Genomic DNA, 17,232 nt, shown 5'->3' on the forward strand with positions numbered 1-17,232 from the left:
TAGACTGAACTTATTTCTGTTTTCTCGCTGTCATCTTCCCTTGTGTAAATAATAGAAGATAATCATACCCTCCGGCTTTCGAGTCCGTTCCGGACATATTAAAACCGCCAAAAGGATGGACGCCAACTAATGCTCCTGTACATTTTTTGTTAATATATAAGTTACCGCAGTGCATGGTAGCTAACGCCCTTTGAATTCTCTCTTCGCTTTCAGAGAAAAAGGCTCCCGTCAAACCGTAATCAGTTTCATTGTAAATCTCAATGGCTTCTTCCCAGTTAGCTGCTTTTGTCAACGCAAGGACCGGTCCAAAAATCTCTTCTTGCATAATTCGTGCTTTTGAATCCACATCTTTGAATACTGTAGGTTCTATATAGTAGCCATTTCCGGGAGCTTTAGCTCCCCCGGCAATAAGCTTTCCTTCTTCTTTGCCAATTTCAATGTAGGCTAATACTTTTTCATACGCTTTTTGATCAATAACAGGTCCCATAGAAGGGTTGTCTTCAGGCAGTCCGACGGTTAATTCTTTTGTTAATGCGGCTACCTTTTGGGCAACCTCTTCATAAACAGATTCTACAATAATCGCTCGAGAGCCAGCGGAACACTTTTGGCCTTGAAATCCAAACGCAGATGCTACGATCGCTTGCGCTGCCGCGTCTAAGTCTGCCGTTTCATCTACTACAACGCCATCTTTTCCTCCCATTTCAGCTATGACGCGTTTCAGCCAAATTTGTCCAGACTGCACTTTTGAAGCACGTTCATAAATGCGACATCCTACTTCTCTTGATCCCGTAAAAGAAATAAAACGAGTTTGAGGATGTTCGACTAAATATTCTCCAACTTCTATGCCATCTCCAGGGATAAAATTCAGAACACCAGACGGAAGACCGACTTCCTCCATCAACTGAACAAATTTCGCAGCAATAACCGGTGCAGAATCAGCTGGCTTTAAAATAACTGCATTTCCAGATACAATTCCAGCTACAGTCGTTCCAGCCATGATGGCAAGGGGAAAATTAAAAGGTGAAATGACTACTCCTACGCCTAAAGGAATATACGTCATCTCTGTTGTTTCACCTTCTACTGGCGTTAAAGGCCGATGCTCATTCGTTTCACTTAAACGAATCATTTCTCGCGCATAAAATTCCATAAAGTCAATAGCTTCCGCGGTATCCGCATCAGCTTCTGCCCAGTTTTTCCCCACTTCATAAACGAGCATGGCAGAAAATTCATACTTTCTTTTTCTCATCAGATCTGCTGCTTTGAATAAATAATCAGCACGTTCAGCAGGCGAGACATTCTTCCATGATTGAAATGCTGCTGATGCTTCTTGCATTGCCTGCTCAGCATAAGCTTTAGTGCCACGGCTTACTCTGCCAATCACTTCATCTACTTTTCCCGGGTTCGTAGAGACAATCACTTCTTCTGTTGAGATTTTATCCTTTCCAATCGTGAGAGGATATGTTTGTCCCAGTTCTTTTTTCACTTTCATTAACGCCGCTTGCATCGCTTGTTTATTCTCTTCTAACGAAAAATCAGTAAACGGTTCATTTTTAAAAACTGAGATTTTTGTACTTACTGTCATTTCAACCAGTCCCCTTTAATTAGAAATTTATTTCGCGAAGTTTTTCAGCACGAACCATACGTTGGCGGGACGCTCAGCTAGGCGTCTCATGAAATACCCAAACCAATCAATGCCGTAAGGAACATAAACCCTGACTTTATATCCTTCTTTTACTAGACGGTCCTGCAGCTCTACGCAAATTCCATAAAGCATTTGGAACTCAAATTGGTCATGTGAAATACCATTTTCTCTTACTAATCGTTTTGTGTACTGAATCATTTCTTCATCATGACTTGCTACAGCTGTATAGTGACCATTTAATAAATGCATTTTAATGATTTTTTTATAGTTTTCATCTACGTCTTTCTTTTCTGGAAATGATACTTCTGGTGATTCTTTATAAGCTCCTTTTACTAGACGTAAATTAGCTTGATATTGATGTAAGTCATTCATATCTTGTTCTGTACGATAAAGATACGCTTGAATCACAATTCCAACATTATCAAATTCTTTGCGTAATTCTTTATACATATCAAGGGAGATTTGGCAGTGCAAGTAGTCTTCCATATCAATTCGAACAAAAATATTATTCATTCTGGCCGTGTGTAGAATTCTGCGCATATTTTCCATACAAAGCTCTTTGCTAATATCCAATCCTAAAGAAGTCATCTTTAATGATAAATTTGATTGAACGCCCGATTCTGCAATGGCTTCTAGTGTCTGAATGCACATGGTAGTAGACAACCTAGCTTCCTCTTCTGTAAAAACAAATTCTCCTAAATGATCAAGTGTAACAACTTTTCCACTATTGTTAAGCTCCTTAGATGTTTGAATTGCTGATTCGGTTGAGTCTCCAGCAACAAAACGAGCTGCCCCCATCCTCAATCCATACTTTTTAGCTAATTTGTTCATTGAATGATTTTTGCCAAGCGATTGAAACATCGTTCTCATTAATACTTCCATCAATCCTAAACCTCCTTTTATTTTTTAAAATTAAAAATAAACTAAATTTTCAGATTAATAATTTTATTTTTCTATACCCTTCTCACATTTCTGTACACTTATTTAAATAAATTTATACATAAGTGTTTAAAATGTTTTATTCATAAACATATTTGTCTAATTAATTTGATTATACTCGCTCATTAAATGAACCGAAACAATATTGTTATAAGTTCTAACTCACTTTTTTACACACAAAAGCTCTCCACGTTGTGTAGAGAGCTTTTGTGTACAGTTTAATAATAAGCGATTAACTTATCATCAAACCAACAATCTTTATTTTCCAGCTGCTAGCATGCTTTTTGCATATATAAAACCGATGGCTGCTGAAAGTAAATCTATTAAAATAATAAGCGGATAATCTGCGTACCCTTTATATACAGAAACAGCTATCAACAAAAGCGTCAGCGCTGTGGCAACATATAAGTTATATGTTACTCTAGCAAACAGAAGAAGCAATATGGCGGGTAGAAAAACTGCGGCAATCGTTTTGACTTCCACAAACATTTCTCCTTTTTATCCGTCTTTTAACCAGCTTGTGAATCACGTTTTGTATAATTGTGTACAAACAAAATACCTAGTTCATGATGTTCGTTGTCATACAATGCTCGCTGAGTAAAGCGAACTTCTCCATTTTCGTCAATAACTTCTAGCTTACAAAAAGCACGGTTATTAACTTGTAATGCTTCATAAAATTTATGGACTTCAGATACAGCGATTCCATTTACCTTAATAATCACTTCTCCTACTTTCAAACCCATTTTCTCTGCCGGAGAATGAGGGATGATTCCTAATACAACCAAACCTTGTGTACGCTTAGTAAATAGTGCGGGCGCTTTTTCATCGCTTCGACGCTGCTGCAAACGAATCCACTCTCTTCCTATGATCGCTAGAATAACAACAGCTACAGCGGCAAGAGGATAAAAAATAGCAGCAATCGTAATGATCGTTAATCCCACGCCTAATGCTAATACACGCTTACCAGTAAATTCAATAGATTTAAACGGCACCATACTTTGAATTCGCTGATAAAAACCGATAGCAAAAGGAACAAAAAACAGGCTAAATGATGTTCCATCAATAGATAACACAGGCCACCATGGAAACACAGACGTAATGGCGCTGCCTGGAATTAAGACAAAAAGCGGGACAACCCATAATTTTTGAGAGTAATGAGCTCCAATTTCCTGCCCTCTTTTACTTTTCACAATGGCTGGAGACGTACCTTTTGCTCCAAATTTCCAAATTAAATATCCTTCTGCTAATACAAGCAGAGACATTAAAATAGTCAGAGAAGGTAAATCTGCGTTATGAGCTTGCACAGACCACGTTTGAATAAATCCTTCACCGAAACCAGATGCCGGAATAAGCAAGGTTGCAAGCACAGCCAGTCCTACGGTGTAAGAAGGAGAAAGCCATTTAAACGTCCACGGACCGCTTATGATAAAAGTTAAAACAGCTACAAGTACAATCATTCCTATAGATACATAGACACCTAGCAACACGGTAACAACGGATAAAATCAACCCAATAATGATACCTGGAAAAAATAAATATTTTGCTTCTAAAATAAAATCAAACACGCGAACATGAAAATTCTGACGCTCTCTCTTGACGCGAGAAAGACCTACAAAAAACGAGACGAGCAGAAATAGATAAGTTAACGGATGTAAAAACAAACGCCCGATACCTTTTAAGAGCTCTAATGCAAAATCCATTTTTTCACCACCTGTATTTTTCACATTTTTATTACAACATTTACGATTGATTGTTATGTATCATAGGCTTCTTTATTTTATCAAAATGCATCACTAACCGACAATGTTGTTTTTACTAAAAAAGTTCCGTGCTTTGGAAAAGCACGGAACTTTTTCTACTTCTTATTGACTAGCTAGCTTTAAAGCCGTTTGAAGCTGACGATCTTCATCTTTTGATTTAATTTTTTCTAGAAGTTTTGTTTGTAAAAGCGCTGCTGTATCTTCATCGATTTCACCTGTAGCTTTTTGCTTATTGGCTTTTTGGAATGCAGTTACAGCTGTTTCTGTCTCTTTACTAAAATATCCGTCTGTACGTCCAGGTTCAAAGCCAAGGCCTTTTAGCATCACTTGAGCATTCTTCACTTGGTCACCTGTCATATCACGTGTTAATGGCTTTTTATCAACTTGAATTGGATTTGCATAATAATAATCCGGCTGCTTGACTTCTACCGTTGGTTTTATACCTTTTTCGTTAATCCAGTTTCCATCAGGCGTTAGCCATTTATAGAACGTTAATTTTAAATTACTGCCGTCTTCCATTGGAACAGCTTGTTGAACGGTTCCTTTTCCATAGGATTTTTCACCGACTAGCTTGTATCCTCCTGCTTCTTTTAATGCCCCGGCAAGAATTTCAGAAGCGGATGCACTCCCTCCATCAATCAAGGCCACAATTGGATAATCCTTTTGCTTTTTCATTGAAGAAACCACTTTTTGACGTTCACCGTTACGATCTTCAATCTGAATATATGGCTTTTTATTCGTTACTAATTTATCAAGCATTTTTTCAACGCTCGTTAAATAGCCACCAGGATTTCCCCGAACGTCTAGAACTAAGCCATCAATATTTTTATTTTCAAGTTTTTTCAACTGTTTCGTAAATTCGTCTCCCGTTGATTCAGAGAATGACGTAATTTCCATGTAGCCAATTTTTTTATTGTTTACATTTTTAACAGAAGAATAGACGGTTTCAATTGGAATCTCATCTCTTACAACTTTTACTTTCATCGTTTCTTTCACGCCCGGTCGTTGAACATCTAATGTCACGGTAGAGCCTTTTTTACCGCGAATTTTTAATACTGCTTCATTCAATTCCAGACCCGCGATACTTTTACCATCGATCTTTAAAATCTGATCATTTGGTTTTAATCCTGCTTTTTCCGCAGGAGATTGTTTAAACGGAGCTACAATTGTTACTTTTCCATCTACCATGCTTACTTCAGCGCCAATTCCCTCAAACGATGAATCAAGAGACTGCGTGAATTGCTGTGCCGTTTTCTTATCCATGTAAGATGAGTGAGGGTCTCCTAAGGTTTGTACCATCCCTTGGATTGCGCCATCTAATAATTTTTTGTCATCTACATCTTTGTAATATTTTGAAGATATCAGTTCATAAGCTTGCTTGATTTTGTCTAGCTCTTCCTTTTCCACTTTACTATCATTTGAAGAAGTTGTAAGGGGGGTACTGACCGTTCCAGCATTTGCATACTGAATGCCAAAATATGTACCTGCTGCTCCAACAACTAAGGAGAGTGCCATTAATAGTGCAACGATTTTCCGATTCAAGTTCTTTCATCCTCCTCAACCTTAAGCCATCTCTTCTTATTATAATAGATACAACCAAAACTATGTAATAAAAAGGATGCATGTGTTATTTGTAGCAAAAGGCACCACACAAATCAAGTGCGATGCCTTTTTGTTAAACTATATGTTGAGCTTGTACCACGTATGCTAGGAACTTAAAATTTAATATAACTTTCAGGGTTTACAGCGGAACTTTTGCCTTTCCAATCGCCTTTATGCAATTCAAAATGCAAGTGAGCACCAAACGAACGTCCTGTGTTCCCTATATAACCTAATTGTTGACCTTTATTGATAGATTGACCGCTTGAGACGCTGTAGCTCTCTAGATGAGCATAAACTGTAACCCACGTCTGACCTTCTACATTGTGACGAATAAATACGGCATTACCAAAAGAAGAAGAATGATATGCTCTAATTACCTTTCCGCTTGCTGCGGCTACAACTGGGACACTTTCTCCTCGCTTTCCAATATCAATACCGTAGTGTCCTCTTCCAAACGTTTCCCGATACCCAAAATGAGATGTTACCGGGCCCTTTGCTGGCCTCATAAACGACCCGCTTGTAACAGGGGGTGCCTCTTCTGTTGCCCCGGCTGTTTCAATTTCTTGCTGTTGAGCTTGTGCTGCATTTTTTTGATCAGCTAAAATAGAAGCTTGCTCTTCTAATCCAACGGCTTCTTCATTAAATTCTTTTTCCTGATCTTTGAGCGTTTGCATGAGCTGATTCTTTTCATCCACTTGTTTTTGCAGCTGCGCACGAAGATTTTTAAGTTCTTCAAGCGCTTGATTTACTTCCGTTAGCTTGTTTTGAACTTTTGTTTCTTTCTCTTCTTTTGCCTTTTTATCGGCTTCATGCTGCATTAACAAATCACGGTCAGCCCCTACAATTGTCGAAACCGCACTCACTCTGCTAATAAAGTCTCCGAAGCTTTCAGAGCCTAGCAGTACATCTATGTAATCCACAGACCCGCCGTTTTCTTGTAAAGCACGAGCACGTTTTTTTAATAGCTCATTTCGTTTTTCAATTCGTTTTTTTACAACGTCAATCTCGCTTTTCAGCTTTTCGATGTCTTGCTTTGCTTTTTCTACTTCAGATTCACGGCTGCGGATATCTGCATTCGTTTGTCCGACCTCTGAATCCAAGCGCGCAATCTCAGCTTCTTCGTTTTTTTGCTTTTCTTGAACCTCTTTTAATTTCTCTTTATTTTGATTAATATTTTGGTTCACATCATCACTTTTTTTCTCTAAATCACTGAGTTTAGTAGTGCTGGCACTTTGTGCATAAGCAATTTTTTCATTACCTATCCAAGCCGCACTTAGTCCAACTAAAACTGCTGCTGTCATTACTAATGTCTTACGTGTCATTTGTTTCTCCCCATCTGCACATATTTCCCCGTATAAACGGGCATTAGCAAGACCCCCATTAGCACTTTTTTCTATTTTTATCTGTAATTACACAACAACCTCACATTTGATAAACATCAAATGTGAGGTTGTTGTAATCTACTATGTTAAAAATCTATTCTTATTTTCGTAAGAACTTACGGATGGATAATGTACTTCCCCACATCCCAATTAGACCGCCGATCACTAGTAATAATAGCGACACTTGAAGCACGAATGGAAAGGCAGGTAAAAGTTCAAAGAATCCATCAAACTTAGGTTGAACTTCATTATATAAAACGCTGTACACACCGATAATAACTGCAATTGGCACAATAGAACCAAGCACCCCTAAAAACAGACCTTCAATAAAGAACGGCCAGCGAATAAAGGAGTTTGTAGCTCCAACTAAGCGCATAATTTCAATCTCTTCACGGCGAGCTACAATCGTAATTTTAATTGTATTTGAAATTAGGAACATTGCTGTAAATAGAAGCCCTAAAATCAGCACTACTCCAATATTACGAGCTACTTTCAGCACTTTAAATAACTTTTCAACTTGATCTTGTCCGTATTGAACTTTTGCTGCATACGGATATTTCTCAATTTGTTTAGCTACTTTTGCGACATCAGTCGGCTCTTTTGTTTTAACAACAAATACATCATTTAATGGGTTTTGCTGTTCAAACGGTTCAAAAGCTTGTCCTTCATCACCCATACTATTAATTAAATCTTTTAACTCTTTATCTTTAGAAGAAAACGTCACCGTATCAACTTGCTTAATTGCATCTAGCTTTTCTTTCATTGCTTTTCGATCATCTGCTGTCGCTGCAGCATCAACGTGAACACGAATTTCCACATCATTTTCAATCAATTTAGCAATGTGGTTTAAATTCATCATCAACATAAAAAATACGCCTACAAGCAAGAGCGTCACGGTAACAGCACTTGCAGATGCGAATGTCATCCAGCCGTTTCTTCCTAAACTTTTAGATCCTTCACGTAAGTGGCGCCCGAATGTTCTAGCCTTCATATCCGTATTCACCTCTTACTTCATCGCGCACAACATTTCCATTTTCAATCGCAATTACGCGCTTTCGAATTGTATTTACAATTTCACGGTTATGCGTTGCCATCAAAATAGTCGTACCGCGTTTATTAATCTCCTCAAAGATATCCATGATTTCCCACGAAGTCTCCGGATCAAGATTCCCTGTCGGTTCATCGGCGATGACAACCTTCGGACTATTCACAATTGAACGCGCAATAGACACACGCTGCTGCTCGCCTCCAGATAATTCATCAGGGAAAGAATCCATTTTACCCTTTAACTTAACAAGCTCTAGCACCTCTAGCACTCGCTTTTTAATTTCTTCGGGACTTTGCTCAATTACTTCTAGTGCAAAAGCAATGTTTTCATAGACCGTTAATTTTGGAAGCAGCTTGAAATCTTGAAAGACTACACCAATATGACGTCTAAAGATAGGAACTCTGCTATCTTTTATTTTTGCTACATTTGCACCGTTTACAATGATATTTCCTGAAGAAGGCTTTTCTTCACGATACATCATTTTAATAAAAGTGGATTTTCCTGCTCCACTTGGTCCTACGATATAAGCAAACTCACCTTGATTAATCTTGATGCTAATGCCATTGATTGCTTTTACACCGTTCGGATACGTTTTATATACATTTTGCATTTCAATCATAAGTAATCACCTAATCAAGTGTGTTATTTTAATACTATGTAAAACTTGTCAAAATACGGCAAAACTCTACAATCCAAACCAAAAATTCGACTCTTCTCACGCGCTTTCTCATTATAACATCACTCTTCGTGAAAATAAGCCCCAAAAATATTACATTTTTATTTCAAATATGACATAAGTAGGATATTTTTAGCAAGGTATGAGAATTTATCCTTATTTTTAATTCTGTTGTTTTTTGCTGTTCATTTTTTACGAATATCGTTAGACAAAGCACATTCATGTCTACTTTTTTTACAAACAAGGTATGATAAATAAGAAAAACGATGAGGAGGGATAACATGATCACCATTTATGGAAGTTCACGAGAAAACGGAAATACGGAGGAATTAGCTAAAGCAGTCTTAAAAGATATCAATACGGAAGAAGTTTACTTGCGCCGGCATACCATTAACCACATTACTGATATGCGTCACGATGAACTTGGGTTTACCAATCAACAAGATGATTATTATGATATAGCGAAAAAGATGGCAGTGCACGACACTATTTTATTTGTTACGCCTCTTTACTGGTACGGTATGAGCGGATTAATGAAGAACTTTGTGGATCGTTGGTCTGAAAGTCTTAGAGATTCGACAATCAACTTTAAAGAACAAATGAAAAATAAGCGCGTGTATGTATTAGTAGTAGGGGGCACAGGCGCATCTGTAAAAGCTCTTCCTCTTATTATGCAATTTCAATACATTGTCGATTTTATTGGCTCTTCCTTTAGCGGATACATCATTGGAGAAGCCAATGCACCTGGAGACATAGCAAGAGATGTCAAAGCTCAACAGCAAGCCATTGTCTTAAACCAAGAATTAAAGCAGCTTTAACACAAAAATAAGACGGATATCCGTCTTATTTTTTCTTTGCCAGCCAAGCAGCAACTTTTTTTGCATCTTCTTCATTGATTAGTCCCTTTGGCATACCGCCTTGACCATTGTTAATAATGTTTTCAATTTCAGCTTCTGAGTGCTTGCTGCCTACATGCTGCAAGCTTGGTCCATTCGCTCCTCCTAAATCTACTCCGTGACAGCCTGTACAGTTTTTCTTCACAATGTCTTCTGCACTCGCTGAAGATTCACCAGCAGATTCATTTTTAGAGCTTCCTCCGCCGCACGCGGACAAAACAAGCGCTAGACCGATTGTTAACGTCAGTAATACTTTTTTCAAGCCTTCTCCCCCTTGCTGTAGAGTTTTCACTCTATTATAACCTACTCCAGAATGTTTAAAACACTCTGTTTACAAGGACTTTGTTTCAATTTCATGAATTCTCTCATCACACTTATGTATACGATTAAGCAATTGATTCGTTTCCTAAACGTTTTTTGTATACTACGCGTGAAATTGTCACACTGAGCTCATATAAAAGCAGAAGCGGGACAATGACTAAAATATCTGAAATAAAATCAGGAGGAGTAATAAGTACAGATATCACAATTAAAGCAAAATAAGAGAACTTCCTTGCTTTAGCTAATCTTAAAGGGTTTAGAACCCCTAAGCGCGTTAAGAATAGAACAACTAAAGGCATTTCAAATAAAAACCCAAACGGTAAACACAGATTAAGCATAAAACGAAAATAATGCTCCGCCGTAAACATCAGTGAAAACTGATCATTCGACAAGCCCGTTAAAAATGCTAAAACCATTGGAAATAAAACAAAATAACCGAACCCCAACCCGCTTACAAACAAAAGAAAAAAGAATGGAATGAAGGTAAGTAGAACCTTATATTCTTCCTTTTTTAACCCAGGCGAAACAAACCGAAATACTTGATAAGCAGCTACTGGAAGTGTAAAAGCAAGCGCAAAAACAAATGCAATCACCATATAAATCCATACGATTTCACTTGGTCCAAGTACCGCAAGCTTGCCGTCCAAATCTTTCACTAGCCACTGATAAATATCTTGTACAAATACAAAACTGACAATAAGTAAAACTACAAATGCACAAAGTGTTTTAATGATACGAACACGCAATTCTTCAAGGTGCTCCATCAAGCTCATTTCTCCCATTGTATTTCTCTCCTTTCTGACAAGTAGAAATAGACGAGTTTCCTCGTCTATTTCCTTACTTACAATGTAGATTCATTCTCTTTTTGTTCAGAAACGGTTGCGGTTTGCTTTTCTTTCACACTTTCATCATCTGATACGAGCCCTTTTGCTGCTCCTTTAAATTCAGTTAATGTTCGTCCAAACGCTCGTCCAACTTCCGGCAGCTTAGACGGTCCAAAAATTATTAAGGCAATGACTAAAATAATAACCAAACCAGGGATTCCAATATTAGAAAACATACTTGACCTCCTTTTCCTTACTCAGTTTACTGCTGGACTTTTTCTTTCTTTTTCAACTCTTGTTTTTCATGTGCTTTCCCGTGTGCCCGCATACGATCTTCCTCTACTTCCTTAGAAATCTTTAGTCCACGCGGCACGTTATTTACTTCAACTTCCGTCATACCTTTTCCATCTTTTTTATATTGAAAGGAAGCTCGAGTTGAAATTTCTGCACCAGGTTCTGTTACAAAAGGCATAACGCGATAATCAGCTTGCCATATATCAGGAGTTACCGTACACCTTACATATCCTCTGTAATCATTAAAAAATGTGAGGTGGGGATTTTGACTTAAAATTTTATCCGTGTCTGCTCTTTTATCTGCTCCGTTCCCTCCGGAAGTGATGGAGGTGCCGACGAACTCTGCACCAATAATTCTAGAATTAAGGTTAGCAAAATCCGCGTATAAGTTAGAAGCCCAGTTAGCGTGTACATCCCCAGTTAGTACAATGACGTTGTCCAACTTTTTCTGTTCAATAAAATCCATGACGCGCTGACGATTCGCCGTATACCCATCCCATGCATCCATGCTGTATGTAGGCTTAGCAGCCGTTCCAAATTTTCTTGGTGCAAAGAAAATTTGTTGAGCCAGCACATTCCAGTGACACGATGACTTTTCAAGATTAGTAAACAGCCATTTTTCTTGTTCATTCCCCAATAGCGTACGTTTGGAATCAAGAGATTCTGGCGTTTGCGGCTTTGTTCCGTCTCCGTTTGCTTGATCATCTCTGTACTGACGTGTATCCAACACTTGAAAAGAAGCTAGTTTGCCATATGAAAAATCACGATACAATCTCATATCCGTTCCGTGAGGCAAGGATGTTTGGCGCAAAGGCATGTGTTCGTAATAAGCTTGATAAGCTGCAGCTCGGCGTTGGATAAATGCTTCTACTGATTGGCCTTTTTCAGGAATTACATTTGCATAATTGTTTTCTACTTCATGATCATCCCACGTCACAATCCATGGAAAAGCAGCATGAGCAGACTTCAAATTGGCATCTGACCTGTACTGAGCATGCCTGTTTCGATAGTCTTGCAGCGTTTGAATTTCTGCGCTGCTGTGAGTACGAACGTTTCCGCTTGCAGCCACGTACTCGTTTGGTCCATATTCATAGATGTAATCACCCAAATGAACAACAAAATCTAATTGTTCTTTAACCATATGCTCATAGGCTGTAAAGTACCCATGTTCATATTGCTGACACGAAGCGAATGCAAACGTCATGCTGGCTACCTCTGCATTTGCTGAAGGAAGTGTTTTTGTTTTTCCGACCGGGCTTAACTCATGGCCGCTTTTAAATCGATAATAATAAATATGACTTGGCTTTAATCCTTTTACATCAACGTGAACAGAATGAGCAAGTTCAGGTCTAGCCACTTCTGTTCCTCGTTTGACAATTCGATGAAAGTCTTCATCTTCACTAAGCTCCCATTTTACTGGAATAGGTTGATTAAGCATTCCCCCGCCACTCAACGGGTCTGGTGCTAATCTTGTCCAAAGGACAATACTATCTGCTAAAGGATCTCCTGATGCGACGCCTAGAGTGAACGGATAACTTGAAAATTTAGGCGCTGCAGCTGAAACTTCTACTGCATTTAAACCAATAGACTGAGCAATTGTTAAGCCAAGTGATACTCCCGCTACTTTTCCAGCTCCTTGTAAAAAACGCCGTCTGTCAAACCCTTTACTCGAAGAAAAACTATTCTGTTTCACTTGCTCTATTAATTCGTTTAACGATTTATTTTCCACTGCACATGCCCCTTCCTCATGATTTAGCTCAAATTATAAACACTGTTTGTAAAAGGGGTATAAAGGATTGTAAAGAAGCACTTGCCGCAGAACAGGTATTTTTAACCATTTTATTTCATTGACAAAATAAGAGAACTGATGACAGTAACCTTTAAATTTCTGCATTTTCTTAATTTTCTTTTTAACAATAGTTCTTTACGCTCGTTTTTCTTCATCCAAATTTTACAAAGTCCCAACAACTAAAAAAAGGCAGCATACCTAGGTATGCTGCCTTTTGATTAAATATGAGAACGTAAATACGCATCGATAAACGGATCTAAATCTCCATCCATTACACTTTGCGTGTTTCCGACTTCCGTATTTGTGCGGTGATCTTTTACTAATGAATACGGATGGAATACGTAAGAACGTATTTGACTTCCCCACCCAATATCTTTTTGTTCTCCGCGAATTTCAGCTAGCTGTTCTTGCTGCTTTTCGATTTCTAATTGATACAGCTTAGATTTTAACATCTTCATTGCTTGCTCACGATTTTTAATTTGTGAACGTTCCGTCTGACAAGATACGACTACATTAGTTGGAAGGTGAGTAATACGAACAGCTGAATCTGTTGTATTGATATGCTGACCTCCGGCACCGCTTGCACGATACGTGTCAACCTTCAAATCTTCCGTACGAATATCAATTGAAATTTCATCGTTAAATTCCGGCATTATGTCGCACGATACGAATGACGTATGACGACGGCCTGATGAATCAAACGGAGAAATACGAACGAGACGATGAACGCCTTTTTCAGCTTTTAAATACCCGTACGCATTGTGACCTTTAATTAAAAGCGTTACACTTTTAATACCAGCTTCATCTCCAGGTAAGTAATCAAGCGTTTCTACTTTGAAACCTTTTTTCTCTGCCCAGCGCGTATACATACGTAGTAACATTGAACCCCAATCCTGTGATTCTGTTCCACCAGCACCTGGGTGCAGTTCTAAAATGGCATTATTTTTATCATACGGCTCGCTTAAAAGCAGCTGTAATTCAAAGTCATTCATGCCTGATATAAGCTCTTTTAATTCACTAACTAGTTCTTCTGCTAAATCTTCATCGTATTCTTCTTTTACAAGTTCATGAGACACTTGTAAATTTTCATATGTTTCATCCAAGTGGTTAAATTGATTTACTGCATCTTTCAAACCATTGGCTTCATTAATAACAGTCTGAGCTGCCTGCTGGTCATTCCAAAAATTTGGATCAGCCATAGTCTCATCTAATTCATCGATACGAGCTTGTTTTGTATCGAGGTCAAAGAGACCCCCTAAAGTCCGCTAATCGCTTAGCTGTTTTGTCAAGTTCTTGCTTAATTTCTACTAAATCCATGAGTTGAACACCTCTATTTTATTTTTGACGCACAGGAAGGAAATGAGAAGACTCATTTCCTTCCTGTACTAATTCATTCTATACTAATTGACTCTTACTTTATGATTCTTTACCGCAGCAGTTTTTATACTTTTTGCCACTTCCGCAGATACAAGGATCATTTCGGCCAACTTCTATTGCATTTACTTTTGGCTTCTTCTTAGCCGGCGCGTCTCCTTCTTTTGGATGAACAGCCGCCTGACCTTGCGCTACCTCTTGACGCTCAAGGTTGTTGTTAATTTCTGCTTTCATGATATACTTCGTCACTTCTTCTTCAATGGTTGCAATCATATTTTCAAACATCGCAAAACCTTCCATTTGGTATTCGCGAAGAGGATCTGTTTGGCCGTACGCACGAAGGTGGATACCTTGGCGAAGCTGATCCATCGTATCAATATGATCCATCCATTTAGAATCAACTGCTCTAAGAACAACAACTTTTTCAAATTCACGCATTTGTTCTTCAGGGAGCTGCTCTTCTTTTTCATTATAACGAGCTTTTGCATGATCTACCAGCAGTTCTACCATTTCTTCAGGCTCTTTACGGCGAAGATCTTCTTCTGTGACTTCACCTTCCTCAAGAACATTAGCATTTACGTAATCAATAATCGCTTGTAAATTCCATTCTTCTTCTAATTCTTCACGCGGCGTGTTTACTTCAACCACACGCTGTAGAGTTGATTCAATCATACGTTCTACAATCGCACGCAGGTTGTCTGAATCAAGCACTTCAAAGCGCTGTTTGTAAATAACTTCACGCTGTTGACGAAGCACGTCATCATATTGAAGCAATTGTTTACGCGCATCGAAGTTATTACCTTCAACGCGTTTTTGAGCGGATTCAACAGCTCTTGTTACAATTTTACTTTGAATTGGCTGTGAGTCATCCATACCAAGGCGATCCATCATTGCCATCATATTATCTGAACCAAATCGGCGCATTAATTCATCTTCCATGGATAGATAGAATTGAGATACCCCTGGATCACCTTGACGTCCAGCACGTCCGCGAAGCTGATTATCAATACGGCGTGATTCATGACGCTCTGTACCAATTACAGCAAGACCGCCAGCTTCAACGACACCTTCACCTAGTTTGATATCCGTACCACGACCAGCCATATTCGTTGCGATTGTTACCGCACCTTTGTGACCCGCATTTTCAATAATATCCGCTTCACGCTCATGCTGTTTTGCATTTAACACGTGATGACGAATGCCTTTTTTCTTTAATAAAGCTGATAAAACTTCAGATGTTTCGATCGCAACTGTACCAACAAGAACAGGCTGCCCTTTTGCGTGGCGCTCGGCAATATCTTCTACTACCGCATTAAACTTGCCTTCCATTGACTTATAAATTAAATCCGCTTTATCATCACGTGAAATTGGCTTGTTTGTCGGAATAACAACAACGTGCATGTTGTAGATATTACGGAATTCTTCTTCTTCCGTTTTAGCTGTACCCGTCATACCTGATAATTTTTCATACATACGGAAGTAGTTTTGGAATGTAATTGTAGCTAACGTCATGCTTTCGTTTTGAATCTCAACGTTCTCTTTAGCTTCGATAGCTTGATGCAAGCCGTCGCTAAAACGTCTTCCTTTCATTAAACGACCAGTAAATTGGTCAACGATTACGACTTGATCTTCATCAATTACATAATCCACATCATTTTGCATCGTTACATGTGCTTTAAGCGCTTGGTTGATGTGATGGTTTAGCGCTACGTGTGAAATATCAAATAAGTTTTCAATGCCAAATGCGCGCTCGGCTTTTGACATACCTTCTTCGGTTAGCTGAACGCTTTTTGTTTTGATATCAAAAGTAAAATCGGTTTCTTTATCAAGCGTGCGAACGAATGCATTAGCTTGAATATAAAGAGCAGTCGATTTCTGTGCGCTGCCGGATATAATAAGCGGCGTACGTGCTTCATCAATTAAGATAGAGTCAACTTCATCGATTACGGCAAAATGAAGCGGACGTTGAACCATTTGTTCTTTGTAAAGCACCATGTTATCACGTAAATAGTCAAATCCTAGTTCATTATTTGTACTATACGTAATATCGGCTGCATATGCTTCTTGCTTTTCTTCACGCGTTAAATGGTTTAAATTTAACCCTACTTTCAAGCCTAGGAATTCATATAAACGACCCATTTCACTAGCATCACGGCTCGCTAAGTATTCATTGACTGTTACTACATGTACACCTTTTCCTGTAATAGCGTTTAAGTACACAGGCATAGTAGCTGTCAACGTTTTACCTTCACCCGTTTTCATTTCCGAGATATTCCCTTCATGCAGAGAAATACCACCCATTAGCTGAACTTTGTACGGATACATGCCTAACACACGTTTCGCTGCTTCACGTACAACCGCAAAAGCTTCATCTAATAGGTTATCGAGCGATTCGCCATTTTGGTAGCGTTGTTGAAATTCAGCTGTTTTTTCACGAAGCTGATCGTCCGTTAAAGACGCAATTTCAGGACCTAACGCATCAATTTGGTCCGCCATTTTTTCTAAACGGCCGATTTGACGTTGATTGCCGTCAAACACTTTTTTAAATAATCCAAGCATATTAAAACGCTCCTCTATTTATAATCAGTACATTTTATACTATTTTCATTCATATCTGTATCTTTCATTATAAAACATTCTGAGTAAAATTGTAACATTGCAGCTAAACAAGTAGCAACTTGTACC

General features: G+C 38.5%; 15 protein-coding genes. 1 reads left to right on the forward strand and 14 read right to left on the reverse strand.

Annotation, left to right across the window (positions count from 1 at the left end; all coding sequences use genetic code 11):
- Positions 1–10: 10 nt before the first annotated feature.
- The 8 genes from pruA to ftsE all read right to left on the reverse strand — a co-directional run bounded on the left by pruA (position 11) and on the right by ftsE (position 8,992).
- On the reverse strand, positions 11–1,582 hold the full coding sequence (gene pruA / locus ACFX4E_RS19310) for an L-glutamate gamma-semialdehyde dehydrogenase (RefSeq protein WP_098332563.1): 1,572 nt from the start codon (positions 1,580–1,582) through the stop codon (positions 11–13).
- A 27-nt stretch (positions 1,583–1,609) separates the two neighbouring features.
- Positions 1,610–2,524: a proline dehydrogenase family protein gene (locus tag ACFX4E_RS19315; RefSeq protein ID WP_098779240.1), complete on the reverse strand. Its 915-nt coding sequence runs from the start codon at positions 2,522–2,524 to the stop codon at positions 1,610–1,612.
- A gap of 315 nt (positions 2,525–2,839) precedes the next feature.
- Positions 2,840–3,064 (reverse strand): DUF2198 family protein, encoded by a 225-nt coding sequence (locus tag ACFX4E_RS19320; RefSeq protein WP_060745846.1) that lies wholly within the window; start codon positions 3,062–3,064, stop codon positions 2,840–2,842.
- 26 nt (positions 3,065–3,090) lie between these two features.
- Positions 3,091–4,281, reverse strand: coding sequence for a PDZ domain-containing protein (locus tag ACFX4E_RS19325; protein WP_025752562.1), 1,191 nt, complete (start codon positions 4,279–4,281; stop codon positions 3,091–3,093).
- A gap of 162 nt (positions 4,282–4,443) precedes the next feature.
- Positions 4,444–5,883 carry a S41 family peptidase gene (locus tag ACFX4E_RS19330; protein ID WP_013059738.1) on the reverse strand — a complete coding sequence of 480 codons (1,440 nt, stop codon included), beginning with the start codon at positions 5,881–5,883 and terminating at the stop codon, positions 4,444–4,446.
- A gap of 173 nt (positions 5,884–6,056) precedes the next feature.
- A complete protein-coding gene (locus tag ACFX4E_RS19335) occupies positions 6,057–7,265 on the reverse strand; it encodes a murein hydrolase activator EnvC family protein (RefSeq protein WP_098791949.1) in 1,209 nt (402 codons plus the stop codon).
- Positions 7,266–7,425: 160 nt separating this feature from the next.
- The gene (gene ftsX / locus ACFX4E_RS19340; protein ID WP_014457813.1) at positions 7,426–8,316 is read right to left on the reverse strand and encodes a permease-like cell division protein FtsX; all 891 of its coding nucleotides are present in this window, start codon (positions 8,314–8,316) and stop codon (positions 7,426–7,428) included.
- On the reverse strand, positions 8,306–8,992 hold the full coding sequence (gene ftsE / locus ACFX4E_RS19345; protein ID WP_013085414.1) for a cell division ATP-binding protein FtsE: 687 nt from the start codon (positions 8,990–8,992) through the stop codon (positions 8,306–8,308). The genes ftsX and ftsE overlap by 11 nt, the downstream gene beginning before the upstream one ends.
- 338 nt (positions 8,993–9,330) lie before the next feature.
- Between ftsE and ACFX4E_RS19350 the strand changes: the two genes are divergently transcribed.
- Positions 9,331–9,867: a flavodoxin family protein gene (locus tag ACFX4E_RS19350; RefSeq protein ID WP_098526051.1), complete on the forward strand. Its 537-nt coding sequence runs from the start codon at positions 9,331–9,333 to the stop codon at positions 9,865–9,867.
- A gap of 25 nt (positions 9,868–9,892) precedes the next feature.
- Here the strand turns inward: ACFX4E_RS19350 and cccB are convergent, their stop codons facing one another.
- From cccB to secA, 6 genes are all read right to left on the reverse strand, one after another.
- Positions 9,893–10,207, reverse strand: coding sequence for a cytochrome c551 (cccB, locus tag ACFX4E_RS19355; RefSeq protein ID WP_013059743.1), 315 nt, complete (start codon positions 10,205–10,207; stop codon positions 9,893–9,895).
- 124 nt (positions 10,208–10,331) lie between these two features.
- The gene (gene tatC, locus ACFX4E_RS19360) at positions 10,332–11,048 is read right to left on the reverse strand and encodes a twin-arginine translocase subunit TatC (protein WP_028409663.1); all 717 of its coding nucleotides are present in this window, start codon (positions 11,046–11,048) and stop codon (positions 10,332–10,334) included.
- Positions 11,049–11,107: 59 nt separating this feature from the next.
- On the reverse strand, positions 11,108–11,326 hold the full coding sequence (locus ACFX4E_RS19365) for a twin-arginine translocase TatA/TatE family subunit (RefSeq protein WP_013059745.1): 219 nt from the start codon (positions 11,324–11,326) through the stop codon (positions 11,108–11,110).
- A gap of 26 nt (positions 11,327–11,352) precedes the next feature.
- On the reverse strand, positions 11,353–13,086 hold the full coding sequence (locus ACFX4E_RS19370) for an alkaline phosphatase D family protein (RefSeq protein ID WP_371400141.1): 1,734 nt from the start codon (positions 13,084–13,086) through the stop codon (positions 11,353–11,355).
- Between the two features lie 305 nt (positions 13,087–13,391).
- Positions 13,392–14,490 (reverse strand): peptide chain release factor 2 gene (gene prfB / locus ACFX4E_RS19375; RefSeq protein WP_114324550.1). Its coding sequence is split into 2 segments (ribosomal slippage): positions 13,392–14,426 and positions 14,428–14,490, totalling 1,098 coding nucleotides; the frame shifts between segments, so codons are not numbered across the junction.
- A 99-nt stretch (positions 14,491–14,589) separates the two neighbouring features.
- Positions 14,590–17,106, reverse strand: coding sequence for a preprotein translocase subunit SecA (gene secA, locus ACFX4E_RS19380; protein WP_013059748.1), 2,517 nt, complete (start codon positions 17,104–17,106; stop codon positions 14,590–14,592).
- Positions 17,107–17,232 lie beyond the last annotated feature (126 nt).

Origin of the sequence: Priestia sp. YIM B13491, from assembly GCF_042787605.1 — a bacterium.
GTDB lineage: Bacteria > Bacillota > Bacilli > Bacillales > Bacillaceae_H > Priestia > Priestia megaterium_E.

Excerpts from the sequence above, each read along its gene's own strand:
- ACFX4E_RS19315 (WP_098779240.1), bottom strand. The coding sequence starts at position 2,524 with ATGGAAGTATTAATGAGAACGATGTTTCAATCGCTTGGCAAAAATCAT.
- ftsE (WP_013085414.1), bottom strand. The coding sequence starts at position 8,992 with ATGATTGAAATGCAAAATGTATATAAAACGTATCCGAACGGTGTAAAA.
- ACFX4E_RS19335 (WP_098791949.1), bottom strand. The coding sequence starts at position 7,265 with ATGACACGTAAGACATTAGTAATGACAGCAGCAGTTTTAGTTGGACTA.
- pruA (WP_098332563.1), bottom strand. The coding sequence starts at position 1,582 with ATGACAGTAAGTACAAAAATCTCAGTTTTTAAAAATGAACCGTTTACT.
- secA (WP_013059748.1), bottom strand. The coding sequence starts at position 17,106 with ATGCTTGGATTATTTAAAAAAGTGTTTGACGGCAATCAACGTCAAATC.
- ACFX4E_RS19365 (WP_013059745.1), bottom strand. The coding sequence starts at position 11,326 with ATGTTTTCTAATATTGGAATCCCTGGTTTGGTTATTATTTTAGTCATT.
- tatC (WP_028409663.1), bottom strand. The coding sequence starts at position 11,048 with ATGGGAGAAATGAGCTTGATGGAGCACCTTGAAGAATTGCGTGTTCGT.
- ACFX4E_RS19350 (WP_098526051.1), top strand. The coding sequence starts at position 9,331 with ATGATCACCATTTATGGAAGTTCACGAGAAAACGGAAATACGGAGGAA.
- ACFX4E_RS19325 (WP_025752562.1), bottom strand. The coding sequence starts at position 4,281 with ATGGATTTTGCATTAGAGCTCTTAAAAGGTATCGGGCGTTTGTTTTTA.
- ftsX (WP_014457813.1), bottom strand. The coding sequence starts at position 8,316 with ATGAAGGCTAGAACATTCGGGCGCCACTTACGTGAAGGATCTAAAAGT.